The sequence below is a fragment of the Acidimicrobiales bacterium genome, assembly GCA_036270875.1.
Classification (GTDB): domain Bacteria; phylum Actinomycetota; class Acidimicrobiia; order Acidimicrobiales; family AC-9; genus AC-9.
The window spans coordinates 1-15,472 of sequence record DATBBR010000067.1; the positions used below are offsets into that span (position 1 = coordinate 1).

General features: G+C 70.3%; 14 protein-coding genes, 2 tRNA genes and 1 other RNA gene. 7 read left to right on the top strand and 10 right to left on the bottom strand.

Annotated elements, in window-relative coordinates:
• Together VH112_07780 and aat are read left to right on the top strand one after the other, a co-directional pair.
• The coding region (locus VH112_07780; GenBank protein ID HEX4540133.1) for a hypothetical protein at nt 1-1,790 on the top strand (1,790 nt) is incomplete at its 5' end.
• A gap of 85 nt (nt 1,791-1,875) precedes the next feature.
• Entirely contained in the window at nt 1,876-2,607 is a 732-nt protein-coding gene (aat, locus tag VH112_07785; protein ID HEX4540134.1) for a leucyl/phenylalanyl-tRNA--protein transferase, read from the top strand.
• A gap of 1 nt (nt 2,608) precedes the next feature.
• On the opposite strand, the gene VH112_07790 is transcribed toward aat, so the two are convergent.
• The 3 genes from VH112_07790 to ccrA are packed head-to-tail and all read right to left on the bottom strand — an operon-like array spanning nt 2,609 to nt 5,287.
• A complete protein-coding gene (locus VH112_07790) occupies nt 2,609-3,499 on the bottom strand; it encodes a 5'-3' exonuclease H3TH domain-containing protein (GenBank protein ID HEX4540135.1) in 891 nt (296 codons plus the stop codon).
• A gap of 25 nt (nt 3,500-3,524) precedes the next feature.
• Nucleotides 3,525-3,950 carry a methylmalonyl-CoA epimerase gene (gene mce, locus VH112_07795; GenBank protein HEX4540136.1) on the bottom strand — a complete coding sequence of 142 codons (426 nt, stop codon included), beginning with the start codon at nt 3,948-3,950 and terminating at the stop codon, nt 3,525-3,527.
• Complete coding sequence (ccrA, locus tag VH112_07800; GenBank protein HEX4540137.1) at nt 3,947-5,287, bottom strand: crotonyl-CoA carboxylase/reductase; 1,341 nt, start codon at nt 5,285-5,287, stop codon at nt 3,947-3,949. Before ccrA ends, mce begins: the two co-directional genes overlap by 4 nt.
• Nucleotides 5,288-5,356: 69 nt before the next feature.
• Here ccrA and VH112_07805 point away from each other — a divergent pair, with 69 nt between their 5' ends.
• Nucleotides 5,357-6,544 (top strand): acetyl-CoA C-acetyltransferase, encoded by a 1,188-nt coding sequence (locus tag VH112_07805; GenBank protein ID HEX4540138.1) that lies wholly within the window; start codon nt 5,357-5,359, stop codon nt 6,542-6,544.
• A 12-nt stretch (nt 6,545-6,556) separates the two neighbouring features.
• Here the strand turns inward: VH112_07805 and recR are convergent, their stop codons facing one another.
• The 3 genes from recR to ffs all read right to left on the bottom strand — a co-directional run bounded on the left by recR (nt 6,557) and on the right by ffs (nt 9,168).
• Nucleotides 6,557-7,156 carry a recombination mediator RecR gene (gene recR / locus VH112_07810; GenBank protein HEX4540139.1) on the bottom strand — a complete coding sequence of 200 codons (600 nt, stop codon included), beginning with the start codon at nt 7,154-7,156 and terminating at the stop codon, nt 6,557-6,559.
• 25 nt (nt 7,157-7,181) lie between these two features.
• Nucleotides 7,182-8,972 carry a DNA polymerase III subunit gamma/tau gene (gene dnaX / locus VH112_07815; protein ID HEX4540140.1) on the bottom strand — a complete coding sequence of 597 codons (1,791 nt, stop codon included), beginning with the start codon at nt 8,970-8,972 and terminating at the stop codon, nt 7,182-7,184.
• A gap of 97 nt (nt 8,973-9,069) precedes the next feature.
• Nucleotides 9,070-9,168: signal recognition particle sRNA small type (gene ffs, locus VH112_07820), an RNA gene on the bottom strand.
• A 46-nt stretch (nt 9,169-9,214) separates the two neighbouring features.
• Here ffs and VH112_07825 point away from each other — a divergent pair.
• The 3 genes from VH112_07825 to VH112_07835 all read left to right on the top strand — a co-directional run bounded on the left by VH112_07825 (nt 9,215) and on the right by VH112_07835 (nt 10,119).
• A tRNA-Ser gene (locus tag VH112_07825) sits at nt 9,215-9,302 on the top strand.
• 220 nt (nt 9,303-9,522) lie between these two features.
• Nucleotides 9,523-10,023 (top strand): nucleoside deaminase, encoded by a 501-nt coding sequence (locus tag VH112_07830; GenBank protein HEX4540141.1) that lies wholly within the window; start codon nt 9,523-9,525, stop codon nt 10,021-10,023.
• Nucleotides 10,024-10,033: 10 nt separating this feature from the next.
• Nucleotides 10,034-10,119 (top strand) — tRNA-Ser (locus VH112_07835).
• A gap of 41 nt (nt 10,120-10,160) precedes the next feature.
• On the opposite strand, the gene VH112_07840 is transcribed toward VH112_07835, so the two are convergent.
• Together VH112_07840 and VH112_07845 are read right to left on the bottom strand one after the other, a co-directional pair.
• On the bottom strand, nt 10,161-11,243 hold the full coding sequence (locus VH112_07840) for a hypothetical protein (GenBank protein HEX4540142.1): 1,083 nt from the start codon (nt 11,241-11,243) through the stop codon (nt 10,161-10,163).
• Nucleotides 11,244-11,249: 6 nt separating this feature from the next.
• On the bottom strand, nt 11,250-12,173 hold the full coding sequence (locus tag VH112_07845) for a PPK2 family polyphosphate kinase (protein ID HEX4540143.1): 924 nt from the start codon (nt 12,171-12,173) through the stop codon (nt 11,250-11,252).
• A gap of 102 nt (nt 12,174-12,275) precedes the next feature.
• Between VH112_07845 and VH112_07850 the strand changes: the two genes are divergently transcribed.
• On the top strand, nt 12,276-12,785 hold the full coding sequence (locus VH112_07850) for a GNAT family N-acetyltransferase (GenBank protein ID HEX4540144.1): 510 nt from the start codon (nt 12,276-12,278) through the stop codon (nt 12,783-12,785).
• Between the two features lie 19 nt (nt 12,786-12,804).
• Here the strand turns inward: VH112_07850 and VH112_07855 are convergent, their stop codons facing one another.
• Entirely contained in the window at nt 12,805-13,638 is an 834-nt protein-coding gene (locus VH112_07855) for a helix-turn-helix transcriptional regulator (GenBank protein HEX4540145.1), read from the bottom strand.
• A gap of 105 nt (nt 13,639-13,743) precedes the next feature.
• Complete coding sequence (locus VH112_07860; protein ID HEX4540146.1) at nt 13,744-15,369, bottom strand: serine/threonine-protein kinase; 1,626 nt, start codon at nt 15,367-15,369, stop codon at nt 13,744-13,746.
• Nucleotides 15,370-15,472: the final 103 nt, after the last annotated feature.

Sequence of the window (15,472 nt, forward strand, 5' to 3'; positions counted from 1 at the left end):
ATCCCGTCACGGGCATTGTGTATCTGACCGCACTGACGTGGGACGGCTCCAATCCCGCCTCAAAGGCGTGGCGTGCTTTTGCGTTCAACGCCGCCACTGGCGCTCTCCAATCAGGATTTCCGAGAACCATACAGGGACCGGCCTCCAACGACCCGAGCAGTACGTTCGATCCCACAGTCCAGATCCAGCGGCCCGGACTGCTCCTGCTGAACGGCCGAGTCTTCGCCGGGTTCGGTAGCGGCTGTGACAAGGGTGCTTACAAGGGCTGGATCGCCGGAATCTCCGAGAACACCGGGGCCGTGTCGTTGTGGACCACCGAAACCGGCAGCAACATCTTGGGTGCTGTGTGGCAGTCCGGCGGCGGACTGGCGTCCGACGGGACCTCGATCTTTGCCGCTACAGGGAACGGGTCGGTCCCCAGCCCCGGCCCAGGCACGACTTCCCAGGGAGCTCTGGGCCAGTCGACCCTGCGCCTCACCGTCGACAGTGGCGGACACCTGCACCAGGCAGACCGCTTCACCCCCTTCAACGCGCTCAGCCTGTCGAACCTAGACAACGACCTCGGTGCGGGCGGGCCCACCCTCTTGCCCACCGGCTTCGGCAACGTCCCCAACCACCCCAATCTCCTGGTTCAGCCGAGCAAGACCGCCCTCTACCTCCTCGATCGCGACAACCTCGGGGGCATGGCGGGACCCAGCGGCCCCGACAACGCGGTCTCCGAGCTGCCGAACCAGGCGGCCTGGAGCCACGCCGCCGTCTGGCCTGGGGACGGGGGATACTTCTATATGAGCTCCGTCAATATGACTGGCGACCAGCAGCCATGCGAGTGCTCCGGACCGCTCACGGCGTATCAGGTCACTTCCGGCGGGGCGCTGAAGGTCGCCGGGACCTCGGTGGAGCGGTTCGGATTCGGCTCCGGCCCTCCGATCATCACCTCCGACGGCACGACGTCCGGCTCGGCGACGCTCTGGGCGATCGACACGCACGGAGCCCTCCGTGCCTACAATCCCGTTCCGGTCAACGGCACCTTGCAGCTTCTCTGGTCGGCCCCCCTTGGCACGAACTGTGGACCAACAGCCAGCCCGTCGTGCGCCCTCAAGTTCTCGGTCCCCGCTGCGGACGGCAGCAATGTTTTCGTGGGTACCGCTGGACACGTAGTCGCCTTTACGCTCCCCCATCCATCCATCCCGACCCAGGTGGCATCTTCGCCCCAGTTCGGTGTGCCAGCCCAGACCGACGAGTTCAGCGTGGCGCCGAACGGAGCCGTCCAAGTGCGTTGGGTGCAAGGACAGGGCATCTGGAACGGGCCATTGGACATCAGCCGCCCGGGGCTGGCTCCGCCTGGTGCCCACTTGGCGGTCTCCAACCAGTTCGGTATCTCCAACCAGACCGATGTGTTCGTGGTGGGCAATACTGGTGCCACCCAGGTCATGTGGGTCCAGGGCGGAAGTAGCTGGCACGGGCCGCTGGCCATCTCGCCGACGGGCCTCGCCCCGGCGGGGGCGGGACTGGCGGCCTCGAACCAGTTCGGTATCTCCAACCAGACCGACGTGTTCGTGGTGGCCACCAACGGTGCCACCCAGGTCATGTGGGTCCAGGGCGGAGGTAACTGGCACGGGCCGCTGGCCATCTCGCCGACGGGCCTCGCCCCGGCGGGGGCCGGACTGGCCGCCTCGAACCAGTTCGGTATCTCCAACCAGACCGATGTGTTCGTGGTGGGCAATACTGGTGCCACCCAGGTGTACTCGGTTCAGAGCGGCGCTGCCTGGCAGGGGCCGCTGCAGCTCTGACCACCTCGGCAGCTGGGGGGAGCGTTACCCCTGGTCAGAGGACCCCGAGTGGGCCCCAGACGGGCTACAAGCGCGAGTCTGGGCCGTGCCCATCGAGCCGGCCCCGTCTGCCTGGCGCTTTCCGCGTCCCGGCAGCGCCCGTGATCGTCACCGCAGGGTCGGCGGTAGCGGGCTGGCCGACGACGTCGTCGCCGTGGGCGCCGACCTGGAGCCGGGCACGCTGCTCGCTGGCTACCGCAACGGCCTGTTCCCCATGCCGCTCGATCTTCCGGGTCGGCCGCCGGTCATGGGCTGGTGGTCACCGGACCCGAGGGCGATCCTCCCCGTCGACGGCCTGCGCGTCAGTCGCTCGCTGGCCCGGTCCTGCCGACGTTTCGAGGTGCGTGTGAACACCGCCTTCGAGGCCGTGGGTCGCGCCTGCGCCAGCCCCGATCGCCCTGGCCGGTGGATCACGCCGGACATCTCGGTGGCCTACGAGGGCCTCCATCACCTGGGATGGGCCCACAGTGTCGAGGCCTGGGCTCCCGGTGAGGGCCCCGGCGGCGAAGACCTGCTCGCCGGCGGCCTCTACGGCGTCGCCATCGGCGGCTTCTTCGCCGGTGAGTCGATGTTCCACCGCCGCAGCGACGCATCCAAGGTGGCGCTGGTGGCGCTGGTGGAGCACCTGGTCAGCGGCGGCGCCACGCTGCTCGACGTGCAGTGGCTGACGCCTCATCTCGGTCGCCTGGGCGCCGTCGAGATCAGCCGGGAGCGCTACCTCGATCTGCTGGCGGAGGCCACGGCCAGGCCCCTGCCGTCGGCGTTCGGCGGACCGTAGGTCAGCGGCGAGAGGCGAGTGACTCCGCTCGCCGACGCAGGTCGTCAGCGTCGAGCCGGCGACACAGCGGCCCGAACTCCGGCGTGGGGCCTTGCCACCGCAGGCTGGCCACGTCCTCGAGCAGCGACGGGTCGACCCGCAGGGTGGCCAGGTCGCGGAACAACAAGGCGAGATCCCGCTGCTCGGCCAGGGTGCTGGCCAGGGCGGTGCCGCCGCGAACCGTGATGTCCCAGCTGAGGGCCAGCTCGGGCACGTCCTCGAGGTGCCCGTAGCGGGCCAGGACGGCCGCCGTGGACTTGGCGCCCCATCCGGGCAGGCCCGGGTAGCCGTCGGAGGAGTCTCCGACCAGCGCCAGGTAGTCGGGGATCGAGCTGGGGGCCACCCCGAACTTGGCCACGACACCGCGCTCGTCAGTCAGCAGCGGACCGGCGTCGGGCCGCCGTCGGCGATCGAGCTGGACGACGCGCTCGCCCACCACGCATTGGGCCAGGTCCTTGTCCGGGGTGCAGATCAGGACCTGCTCGACCGAGAGATCCTCGGCGGACGTGGCGGCAGCCGAGGCCAGGGCGTCGTCGGCTTCGACGTCGACCATCGGCCACACGACCACCCCGAGGGCAGAGATGGCGTCCTCGAGAAGGGGAAACTGGACGAGCAGCTCGGGTGGTACCCCGACGCTCGACTTGTAGGTCGGCCACATCTCGTTGCGGAACGACTCGATGACATGGTCGGTCGCCACGCCGAGGTGCGTGGCCCCGTCGGCGAGCATCGCCAGCAGCGTGGCGACCACGCCCCGGGTGGCGGCCACCTCGACACCCGCGTCGTCGAGGTGGGACGGCTGGCCGAAGTGGTGACGGAACAGCTCGTAGGTGCCGTCGACCAGGTGGACTCTCACCGAAGGGCTCCGCCGGGCGAGACCGCTACTCCTCGACCAGCTCGATGAGGGTGCCGAAGGCCGTCTTGGGATGGATGAAGGCCACTGTCGTGCCGCGCGAACCCGGTCTGGGCTCCTCGTCGATGACCTGGCCGCCGGCGTCCTTCACCGCCTGGAGGGCGGTCGCGCAGTCGTCCACCCGGTAGCCGACGTGGTGGAGACCCTCTCCCTTGCGCTCGAGGTACTTGGCGACCGTGGAGTCCTCGCTCGTGGGAGTGATGAGCTGGATGTAGGAGTCGGCCACCTTGAGCAGCGCCTCCTCAACCCCATCGGACTCCACCCGCTCACGGTGGGCGACGACGGCGCCGAACGTGGACCCGTAGTAGTCGATGGCGGCGCCCAGGTCGTGGACGGCGATGGCGACGTGGTCGATCTCGGTGAGCAGGGAGTCACCGGCTCCGGCCGCGCTCACTTGCCATGCCTCCGGAACAGCGTGATCCGGTCCTCACCGATCTTCGCCCGGGTTTCGGGGTCGTCGATCCCGAGCCCCTCCGACGGGGCCAGGCACAAGACCCCGACCTTTCCCTCGTGGAGATTGTGCTGCACCAGCCGGGTGGCCTCGCCGACCTCCTCCAGTGGGTGCACCGTGGAGAGGATGGGCTGGATCATGCCCTTGGCGAGGAGGTCGTTGGCTTCCCACGCCTCCCGGTAGTTGGCGAAGTGGCTGGACTTGATGCTCTTCAGCTTCATCCACAGGTGGCGGTTGTCGTACTCGATCATGTAGCCCGACGTCGCCGCGCAGGTCATGATGAGGCCGCCTCGCTTGGCCACGAACACCGAGGCCCCCATCGTCGACCGACCCGGGTGCTCGAAGACGATGTCGGGATCCTCCCCCACCAGGGCCCGGACGTCCTTTCCGAATCGGCGCCACTCCCGCTCGTCCTGGGTGTGCTCGTCGGACCAGAACTTGTAGCCGCCCGCCTTGCGGTCGATGACCGCCTCGCAGCCCAGCCCCTCGAGCAGCTTCACCTTGTCCGCCGAGCTGACCACTCCAACCGGAACTCCCCCACCATTCAGCACGTACTGCACCGCGTAGCCGCCGAGGCCTCCCGTGGCCCCCCAGATGAGCACGGCGTCGCCCTGCTTCATGTTGGCGCCGTGATGGCCCACGAGCATGCGGTAGGAGGTCGAGTTGCACAAGGCGTTGCAGGCCGCCTCCTCCCAGCTGAGGTGGGCGGGCTTGGGCATGAGCTGGTTGGCCTTCACCACCGTCAGATCGGCCAGGCCGCCGAAGTTGGACTCGAAGCCCCAGATGCGCTGGTTGTCGGCCAGCATGGCGTCATCGTGCGACGAGGGGTCCTGATCGTCGACGTAGTTGCAGTGGATCGTGACCCGATCACCGGGCTTCCACTTGCGGACTGCCGAGCCGACTCGCACCACCACGCCGGCGGCATCCGAGCCCACCACGTGGTAGGGCAGGTTGTGGCGGGCGCCCCAGCGGCTCTCGCGGCCGAGGCGCTCGAGGAACAAGAAGGTGGGCAGGGGCTCGAAGATGGACGTCCACACCGTGTTGAAGTTGATGGCGCTGGCCATCACGGCGACGTAGGCCTCGTCGGGCGCCAGCTCGGGGACGGCCACGTCTTCCACGTGGAGTGAGCGGCGAGGGTCCTTGTCGGCCGACTCCATTCCCTCGAACATGGCGGTCTCCGACTTGTGGACCACGGCGGCCCGGTAGGAGTCGGGAATGGGCAGGGCGCCCAGCTGCTCTCCGGGGGCTCCGGCCTGGATTGCCTCGAGGATGTCTCGCATGGGCGCCCAACTTACTCCCCGGTAGCGACGCCCTACACTGTGGCGCGTAAGCGGCCTGGGAGGTCATCGATGCCTGGTTCTGTAATCGTCGCCGGTGCCCGTACGCCGATCGGTCGGCTGTCGGGCGCCCTGACCGGCTTCAGCGCCATGGACCTGGGCGGTTTTGCCATCGCCGCCGCCCTCGAGCGGGCGGGCCTGACGCCCGAGCAGGTCGAGTACGTGTTGATGGGACAGGTCCTGCAGGCGGGCCAGGGCCAGATCACGGCCCGGCAGGCGGCGGTGAAGGCCGGGATCCCGATGACGGTGCCGGCCATGACGGTGAACAAGGTCTGTCTCTCGGGGCTCAACTCCATCTACCTGGCCGACCAGATGATCGCCGCCGGGGACGCCGATGTCGTCGTGGCCGGGGGCATGGAGTCGATGACCAAGGCGCCCTACCTGCTTCCGGAGGCCCGAGCGGGCTACCGCATGGGCGACTCCTCGCTGGTCGATTCGATGATGTTCGACGGGCTGTTCTGCGCCTTCGACGTGTGCGCCATGGGAGCAGCGACGGAGCGCTACAGCAAGGCCGCCAGCATCGCCCGCGATCGGCAGGACGCCTTCGCTGCTGCCTCGCACGAGCGGGCTGCGGCGGCCATCAAGGACGGCCGCTTCGCCGACGAGATCGTCCCCGTGTCGGTGCCGCAGCGCAAGGGCGACCCCGTCGTGATCGACACCGACGAGGGCGTGCGGCCGGGTACGACAACCGAGTCCCTGGGCAAGCTGCGCCCCGCCTTCGAGGGCGACGGCACGATCACCGCGGGGAACGCCAGCCAGATCTCCGACGGCGGCGCGGCCGTGGTGGTGACCTCTCGGGCCAAGGCTGACGAGCTGGGTGTGCGGCCGCTGGGTGAGATCGTGAGCTACGGCATGGTGGCCGGCCCCGATCCGTCGCTGTTGACCCAGCCCTCGCGGTCCACCCGTCAGGCGCTCGACAGGGCCGGTCGCCAGGTCGGCGACGTCGACCTGTTCGAGTTCAACGAGGCCTTCGCTGCGGTCGGCCTGGCGTCGATGGAGGACCTGGGCATCACCGACGAGGTGACAAATGTCAACGGCGGCGCCATCGCGCTCGGGCATCCCATCGGGATGTCGGGTACCCGCCTGGCGCTGACGCTGCTGACCGAGCTGGGCCGTCGTGGTGGCGGCCTCGGCGCCGCCGCTCTGTGCGGGGGCGGCGGGCAGGGCGACGCCCTGCTGGTCCAGGCCCCGGCCTCCTGAGCCGCCCGACGGTCAGGCGTCGACCTCGCGGCGACCTTCCAGGGCCCGCCCGAGGGTCAGCTCGTCGGCGTACTCCAGATCGCCTCCCACCGGGAGGCCGCTGGCGATCCGCGTCACCCGTATGCCGAGGGGCCGGAGCAGCTTGGCCAGGTACATGGCGGTGGCCTCACCCTCGAGGTTGGGGTTGGTGCACAGGATCGTCTCGGCGATGCCCTCGGGCTCGACGCGCGCCAGGAGCTCCCTGACGCGCAGCTGGTCCGGACCGATTCCCTCGATCGGGTTGATGGCGCCTTGGAGGACGTGGTAGCGGCCCCGGAACTCGCCCGTCTTCTCGACGGCGACGATGTCCCTCGGATCCTCCACCACGCAGACGACCGCCGGGTCTCGGCGAGGATCGGTGCAGAGGGCGCACAGCTCCGCCTCGGCCACATTGAAGCAACGGGTGCACAGCGAGGTGCGCTCCTTCACCTCGGAGACGGCCCGGGCGAGGCGGAAGGCCTCCTCCTTGTCCACCTTGAGCAGGTGGAAGGCGATGCGCTGGGCGGACTTGGGTCCGACGCCGGGAAGTCGACCCAGCTCGTCGATCAGGTCCTGGACGGGGCCGGCGTACACAGCGAGTGGTGGTCCTGGCTGCCCGTCACCGGTCCGGACCCGGCGGCGCCGTCATCCCCGGCACCTCCCGGGCGCCGGGGAAGGTCTGCAGCAGGCGGGCCTCCACCGATGTCGACCCCGGAGGAGCGTCGGTCAGCTCGTCCGGATCGGGGGGGTCGTCGGCCACGGCCTGACGGGCTGGCTGGGAAGCGGGGACCGACGGTGAGTCGTCGTCCACCACCAGCCTGAGCCTGATCGGCACTCCGAAGTGGGCCCTGAGCGCCGCCTCCACGTCGACCCGGCACTCCTCGCTGTAGGACCGGTGGATCTCGTCGGGCAGGGCGAAGGTGGCCACCCCGTCCTGGGCGGCGACGAACCGTCCCGCCCGGAACCGAGCGCGGGCGCGGCCCTTCAGGCCGGACAGCACGGAGTCGCCCCAAGCCTTCACGAGCTCGTCGCGGTCGGGCTGGCCGACGGCGACGCTGGGCGGGGGCCGGCCGGCGCCCGGGGCGGCGTCTTGGGCAGGCGGCGCCGCCTTGGCGCCTCCCCCCGGGTTGCCTGGCGGGTCGCCGGGCGTGCGAGCTTGGCGGCGGACCGCCCCAAGCGCGGCCTTGCCGCCGGGGTCGCCCCCCCCGGCGGCCGGCGGCGCCCCCGCCGCGGACGGCTCCGGCTTGGGCTGGGGCGGAGCCGCCGGGCTGCTGCCACCAGGCGGCGTCGCCGGCCCTCGGCTCGACAGGCGGCGCTCCAGACCCTCGATCCGCTCGAGGAGCGCCTCCGGGGAATGATCGGCGTCCGGACGGGCGAGGCGCACCAGGGCGACCTCGAGGGTGGCGCGCGGGTCCAGGGCGTCGCGCATGTCCACCAGGGCCTGACCGACCAGCTCGACGCCCCTCACGAGGGCGGCCGGACCGAGCTGCCTGCCCTGCTCGTCGACCCGTTGGCGGGCGGCGTCGGTCAGGGGGACGAGCGTCGGGGCCATGGTGGCCAGGAACCCCCACCGCAGCTGCTCTACCAGGTCGGTGGCAAGGCGCTGGGCGTCCCAGCCGGCGGCGCACGCCTCGGCCACGGCTACGAGCGCCCGGCCGGCGTCGCGCTCGGTGATGGCCTGCATGAGCTCGTCGAGCACGGCAACGCTGTCATCGACGGTGCCAGCGGCGGCGATCTGGTCGAGCACCGAGAGGGCGTCGCGTGCCGACCCGTTGCCCCGCCGGACGGCCAGGTCGACGGCCTCCGACGGAAGGTCGAGACCAGCGTCGTCCTGGACGTGGCGGACGAGATCGGCCAGGGCGTCGCCGGTCAGCAGCCGGAACTCGAAGTGCTGGGTCCGGCTGCGGATGGTCGGCAGCACCCGCTGCGGGTCGGTCGTGGCCAGCACGAACACGACGTGGCCAGGAGGCTCCTCGAGGGTCTTGAGCAGGGCGTTGGAGGCCGCTGTCGACAGCATGTGGACCTCGTCGACGATGTAGACCTTCCAACGACCCGGCGTGCCGAGGGCAGCCCGGGCCACGAGGTCCCGCATGGCCTCGACCCCGTTGTTCGACGCGGCATCGAGCTCGTGAACGTCGAACGACGCACCAAGGGCGACCTGCACGCAGGAGTCGCACGTCCCACACGGCTCGCCGTCGCGCTGGTTGGGGCAGTTGAGGACCTTGGCCAGGATGCGCGCCGTCGAGGTCTTGCCGGTGCCGCGTGGCCCACTGAACAGGTAGGCGTGCGCCACCCGGTCGTCGCGCGCCGCGTTGCGAAGTGCTCGGGTGACGTGGTCCTGGCCCTTCACCTCGCTGAAGCGCTGGGGACGGTAGCGACGGTAGAGAGACTGATAGGACTGGTCGGCCACGGCGCACCACACTACCGGCGAGCCGTGTCATCCCCTCCGGTTCTCGGCGGTTCTCCGGAGCCGCACACCCCGTCGACGACGGATGGTCGCTCGGTGCGGCGGCCAGGCTGTCTGCGGCACACGAGAGGGCCCGCTGAGAGCTGCTGCCTTCCGGCCCTGACTCGATTCACGGTCTCCCGTTGCGCAGGACCCGGCCGCCGCACGGAGCGACCACCCCGCAGGCCGAAGATACCCTGACGCCCGGAGGGGTGCGAGAGCGGCCGAATCGGCACGACTGGAAATCGTGTGTCGGGCAACCGACCGTGGGTTCGAATCCCATCCCCTCCGCCACGCCAACCAGCAGCGCCCAGGCGCACGGGGTCGACGCGTCAGAACGCTCGATCACACCGGCCGGACGGCCCCAGCACCGCCCGAACAGCTCAGACCGCCCCGAGGCTGGGGCGGCTCCCACACGTGGCTCATAGAGTTTCGCCAGGTAGGCGGCGATTCCTCCCGGGGTGGCCTACCTAGGGTGGGCTCGGCCAGCCAGGTGCCCGATACCGTGGCCGCCGTGACCAGCGGATCCCCCCCCGGCCGGCTCCACTCGTCCTCAGGCCGGGCAGCGGACGAGGAGGCCATGGCCCTGGCCCTGGCCGAGGCCCGCGCCGCCGTCTCCCATGGCGACGTCCCCGTGGGGGCGGTGGCGGTCGAGGGCGGGCAGGTGCTCAGCCGGCGGCACAACGAGCGGGAGCTCCAGGGCGACCCCACCGCCCACGCCGAGATCCTCGCCCTGCAGGACGCGGCCAGGGTGCTCGGCACATGGCGCCTCGACTCCGTGAGCCTCGTGGTCAGCCTCGAGCCCTGCCCGATGTGCGCCGGCGCCCTGGTCGCGGCGCGTCTAGCCCGACTGGTCTTCGGCGCCGCCGACCCCAAGGCCGGCGCCTGCGGCTCTCTCTACAACCTCTGCGCCGATCCCCGTCTCAATCACGAAGTCGAGGTCGTCCCGGGCATCCGGGCCGACGAGAGCACACGGCTATTGACGTCGTTCTTCGCCGATCGGCGGAGTCGCTAACCTCAGTCCCGGAGGGATGCGAGAGCGGCCGAATCGGACGGTCTCGAAAACCGTTGTGTCCTCGTGGCACCGTGGGTTCGAATCCCACTCCCTCCGCTCGACGAGGGGCCGCCTGCCCTAGCTGGGGAGGGTCGGCGTCAGCCCCACCAGAACGACGCCGCGATCACGGCGTAGAGCCCGACGAGGGTGACCCCCTCGAGCCAGTTCGACTTGCCGTCGAACACGACGACGACGACCACGACGGTCGTGATGGCGAGCACGACGACGAGGACGAGCGGGAGCACGAGAGTCAGCTGCGCGCCCCCGAGCACCGGCGAAAGGAGCACCAGCACCGGGATGAGGGCCAGCGCGATCTGCACCGGGCTCTGCACGATCACCGACAGGGCGTAGTCGGCACGGTTTCGGAAGGCCAGCTGCACACCCACGACGTGCTCCACGGCATTGCCGGCGATCGCCACGATGACCAGGCCGGCGAAGGTCTGGGAGATGTGCAGCGTCGAGAGGGCAGGGGTGAGCGCGTGGACGAACCAGTCCGACACGACGGCAGCGGCGACGCTCGATGCAGCCAAGAGACCAATGGCGAGGCTGAGTGGCCATCCGCCGGTCGAGTCCCCGGTCTCGGCGGCCGGCTCCCGACGGCGCTTCAGAGACGAAGGTATGGACAGGACGAAGACCGCCAGCAGGATGACCGCGGCCACATAAGACAGGGCATGCTCGTGCGCGGCCGCGGGCACGTTCAGATGCGCCGTGACCGTCGGGATGGTGAGCACGGCGACAGCAAGCGCCAGCAGGAGCACCATGCTGCGCGCCGGATCGGCGGCGAACCGCTGGACACCGTTGCGCACCCCGCCGGCGATGAACGCCAGGCCCAGCACGAGGAGGACGTTGGCCAGGATGGAGCCGATGAGGGCGGACTGGACGACCGTTACCAGTCCGGCCCGCAGGGCGAAGATGGCGAAGAACAGCTCGGGAAGATTGCCGAGGGCAGCCTGTAGCGCACCAGTGGCGCCCGCCCCGAGACGGCCGCCGAGCCGGTCGACGCTGCGCCCGACCAGGGCCGCGAGGGCCGCGAGGGCCAGCCCGGACACGATGAAGGGCAGCACCGACCCGCTGGCGGTGAACCGGGTCGCGCCCGAGGCAGCGCTGAGCACGCCGGCCGCGGCCAGCAGGCGAAGGTCGCCAGCCGACAACCGACGGGCGCGGTCCGCTCGGGCAGCCACGACGGATCAGCCCTTGGCGGCGGCCTTCGAGCGGCCAACCTCGGCCACCAGCTCGCTGCGGGCCTTCGCCATCTGTTTGCGGGTCGCTGGTTCCACCTCCGGGTACCGGGGGTCGATCTCGACGAGGGTCTGGGCCAGGACGGCAGCCGTCGCCAGGCGGGCGAACCACTTGTGGTCGGCCGGCACGACGTGCCAGGGAGCCCACTCGGTGCTCGTGTGACTGAGCATGTCGCTGTAGACCCGCTGGTAGTCGTCCCAGCGGCGACGATCGCGGAGGTCGGCAGCCGAGAACTTCCAGTGTTTCCGGGGGTCGTCGATGCGCTTGAGGAACCGCTTGGCCTGCTCACGCCTCGACAGGTTGAGGAAGACCTTGACGACCCGAATGCCGTTCTCGACCAGGTAGCGCTCCCAGTCGTTGATCTCCCGGTAGCGGCGCGCCCAGATGCTCTCGTCCTTCGGGAGCTCGGGAAGGCGCTCGGGAACCAGGAGCTCCGGATGGATCCGCACCACGAGGACCTCCTCGTAGTAGGAGCGGTTGAAGACACCGATCCGGCCCCGCTGGGGCACGACCCGATGGCACCGCCAGAGGTAGTCGTGACTGAGCTCCTCGGCAGACGGCTCCCCGAAGCTACGAACGTCGACGCCCTGGGGGTTGACTCCCCTCATCACGTGCTTGATGGTGCTGTCCTTGCCGGAGGCGTCGGGGCCCTGGAGGACGACGAGGACCCCGGACGACGCCTGGGCGTAGAGGCGGTCCTGGTACTCGGTGAGCAACTCGACGCCCTGGTCCAGCAGCCCGGAGGCGTCCGACCGGGACACCGACCCGTCGGTAGAGGCGGGGTCGAAGCCCCGGCCCAGGTCGACCGCCCGGCCGGGAGGGATCCGCAACGCCGGCGTGAGCTTCCTGATGAATCGAACACGCTCGTCCATGGGGGCCAGACTGCCGCGCCACCCGCCGGCACGCACGCCGGGACGCGCCTCCGGGGGTATCGGGAGGCCCGTGGTCGAGGGCTGACTCGCTATCTTCCCAGCGTGGACGAGGACCCGGTGGAGATCAGGCCCGCCGCGATCGAGGACCTGCACCAGCTCAACGACCTCTACAACCACTACGTCGTCCGCTCCCATGTGACCTTCGACGTCCGCCCGGTGACGATGGCCGAACGAGTCGAGTGGTTCCGCCACTATCGGGAGACCGGTCGTCATCGTGTCCTGGTGGCCGTGGCCGGCGCCCGGGTCCTCGGATACGCGAGCACGAGCCCGTACCGGCCGCGGGAGGCCTACGAGACCTCGGTCGAGACCACCGTCTATCTGGCTCCGGACGCCACGGGCAGGCAGCTCGGTAGCCGCCTGTACGCCGCGCTCTTCCGGGCCGTCGAGGGCGAGGATCTCCACCGCGCCATCGGCGGGGTCGCGCTGCCCAACGAGGCGTCAGTGGCCCTGCACCGTCGCTTCGGCTTCACCCAGGTCGCCCACTTCAGCGAGCAGGGCCGCAAGTTCGGCCGGTACTGGGATGTCGTCTACTTCGAGAAGCGGCTGCGGTGACGGCGCGGCCGGTGCACCGTCACCGCCGACGGAGGTACTCGGCCGTGGCCCGGTCGGCAGGGAAGAACGACTCGATGGCCAGCTCGGAGATGGTGACGTCGACGGCGGTGCCGAACGTGGCAACGGTGCTGAAGAAGGCGAGCTCGCCGTCGCCGGTCCGCAGCCGGAGACAGACGACGATGTCGCGGGCGAGCTGGGCCCCATCGGTGGCTGCCGGGCCATCGGCACCCTTGCCGTCGCCTCCGGCGCGGTCGTGGCCGTTGCCGGTGGCGTTCGTGTCCGGGTACGCGGCCAGCTCGTCGCGCAGCGCGACAAGCACGGGATCGCTCGTCGCCGTGATCTGACGGTCGAGCCGCTCGAGGAGATGGGTGCGCCATTCGGCCAGGTTCACGATCCGCGGAGCCAGGCCCTTCGGGTGGAGGGCGACTCGCAGCACGTTGACCGGCCCCTCCATGAGCTCGGCGGCGACGCCCTCGGTGAGCTCGGCGAGGCCGCGGTTGGCGGCGACCAGGTTCCAGTGCTGGTCGACCACCAGCGCCGGGTAGGGCTCGTGGCCCTCGAGCACCAGCCCGATCGCCTCGCGCACGGGCTGCATCTCGGCGTCGTCCAGCGTCCGCTGGCCGTACATCGGCGCGTACCCGGCAGAGAGCAGCAGCTGGTTTCGCTCCCGCAGCGGCACCTCGAGACGCTCGGCGAGGTGGAGCACCATCTCCGGGCTCGGACGCGCCCGGCCGTTCTCGACGAAGCTCACGTGGCGAGCCGAGACCCCGGCGTCGACCGCAAGTCCCAGCTGGCTGAGGCGGCGCCGTTCGCGCCACTCACGCAGCAACGAACCGACCTGGGCGCCCGTCATCCCCCGAACCCTAGAGTCCGCCTCGGGGCGGGCGCACCTCCGTCGTCGGTCGCCGATGACTGCGGGGGCCTCCTGGCGAGGCAGCATCCAGGCCAGCGCGGGCCCTTACGGCTGCTGCACGAACTGGCGCGATGCGGCGTCGTAGTTGAAGAACACCGCCACCTGATTGCCCGCCGCGCAGCTCGGCGTGCAGGTGTTCGTCTGCGAGACGGGATGGCCATCGGTGAAGTGGAGGTCCTGCACCTGGTTCACGACCCCGGTGCTTGTTCGGAAGGGCACCATCTGCCACGAGCCGCTTATGTTGGCGAGCACTGATCCCACGGCCTGGCTGCCGCCCTCCTGCTGGACGAGGAAGTCGGGGTCGGGGCCGCCGGTCACGCTTCCCGACACGATCGGTGTGCCGGCCATGAGATTGAAGCCGAGATCCTGGGAGCTGAGGACGTTCCACCGCCCGCCGGAGAAGGCGTAGACCGTCGCCGTGGAGCTGACCGACGTCGTGTCGTGTGCGATCACGGCGATCAACCCCTGCGAGGAGTTGACCGGCCCCGACGTGACGGAGGTCTTCCATTGCCCCAGCAGCGGCTGCAGGGCGGCGGAGGCCGCCGCTGTCGAGCTGGCCCCGGCGGTGGTGGCGGTGGTCGACGCGGTGGGCCCGGCGGTCGCCGCCCGGCCGGACGACACCGATGTCGAGCGACCGCTGCTGGAGAGGAGCGGCACCGACACCCCCACCACGGCGGCGACGACCGCCGCCGCGCCGAGCACGACGGCCAAACGCCAACGCCGGCTCCTGAGCGCCACGGACAGCCGCCACCGCCCGGGCGCACCGGGCCGAGGGGTCTCCTCGGCTACGGCACCGGTGGGGGCCGGCTTGACCACGGTCGACAGGGAACCGGCCGACTCGTTGCCGTTCGCGGGGCCCGAGGCGGGGAGGGAGTGGCTCATCTCGTCGGCCGAGGGGAACCGCTGTTGAGGATCCTTCTCGAGGGCCCTCAGCACGACTGCTTCCAGGCCCGGCGACACCTCGGGCCGTTGCCGGCGCAGTGGAGGCGGCGCCACCTCGAGATGCTGGGCGATGACGCCGACCGGCAGCTCCGCTTCGAAGGGAGGATGGCCGGCGATGCAGTGGTACAGGACGCACCCGAGCGAGTACAGGTCGGTGGCCGGCGTGGCCGGTTGGCTGCCCAGCTGCTCGGGCGACGAGTACGACGGGGTCCCGATGAACGATCCGGCGGCGGTGAGGCTCTCGGCGTCGTTCGCCGCCCTGGCGATGCCGAAGTCCGCAAGCTTGGCCGTGCCCTCCCGAGTGATGAGGATGTTCGCGGGCTTGATGTCCCGGTGGATGATGCCCTTGGCGTGGGCATGGCTCAGACCGGCCAGCAGCTCCTTTCCGAGCTCCGAGACCTCGTTCAGCGGCAGGTACGGCGACGACTCGGTGAGCCGCGACTGGAGCGACTCGCCCTCGACCAATTCCATGATGATGTAGTAGGCCGCGCCCTCACTGCCCGAGTCGAAGACGGTGACGACGTTGGGGTGCTTGAGCGAAGCCACGTGGACCGCCTCGCGTTCGAACCGGTCTCGGAAGGACGGGTTCGCGGCCAGCTGCTCGCTCAGGACCTTGATGGCGACCTCTCGGCTGAGACGCCGATCGTGGGCTCTCCACACGGTGGCCATGGCACCCGAGCCGAGCGCCTCCAGCAGCTCGTACCGCTGGGCCAGCACCCATGCAGCCATCTTGCCCTACCCCCCTGTCGACGCCAGCCATGGTGGTGACAAATCCCCGACGCCGCAAGTGCCGCCCCCATAGCCGACACGACGCCGGCTGGCGCGCGATGCT

Excerpts from the sequence above, each read along its gene's own strand:
- VH112_07855 (HEX4540145.1), bottom strand. The coding sequence starts at position 13,638 with ATGACGGGCGCCCAGGTCGGTTCGTTGCTGCGTGAGTGGCGCGAACGG.
- VH112_07860 (HEX4540146.1), bottom strand. The coding sequence starts at position 15,369 with ATGGCTGCATGGGTGCTGGCCCAGCGGTACGAGCTGCTGGAGGCGCTC.
- ccrA (HEX4540137.1), bottom strand. The coding sequence starts at position 5,287 with ATGCGAGACATCCTCGAGGCAATCCAGGCCGGAGCCCCCGGAGAGCAG.
- VH112_07845 (HEX4540143.1), bottom strand. The coding sequence starts at position 12,173 with ATGGACGAGCGTGTTCGATTCATCAGGAAGCTCACGCCGGCGTTGCGG.
- VH112_07805 (HEX4540138.1), top strand. The coding sequence starts at position 5,357 with ATGCCTGGTTCTGTAATCGTCGCCGGTGCCCGTACGCCGATCGGTCGG.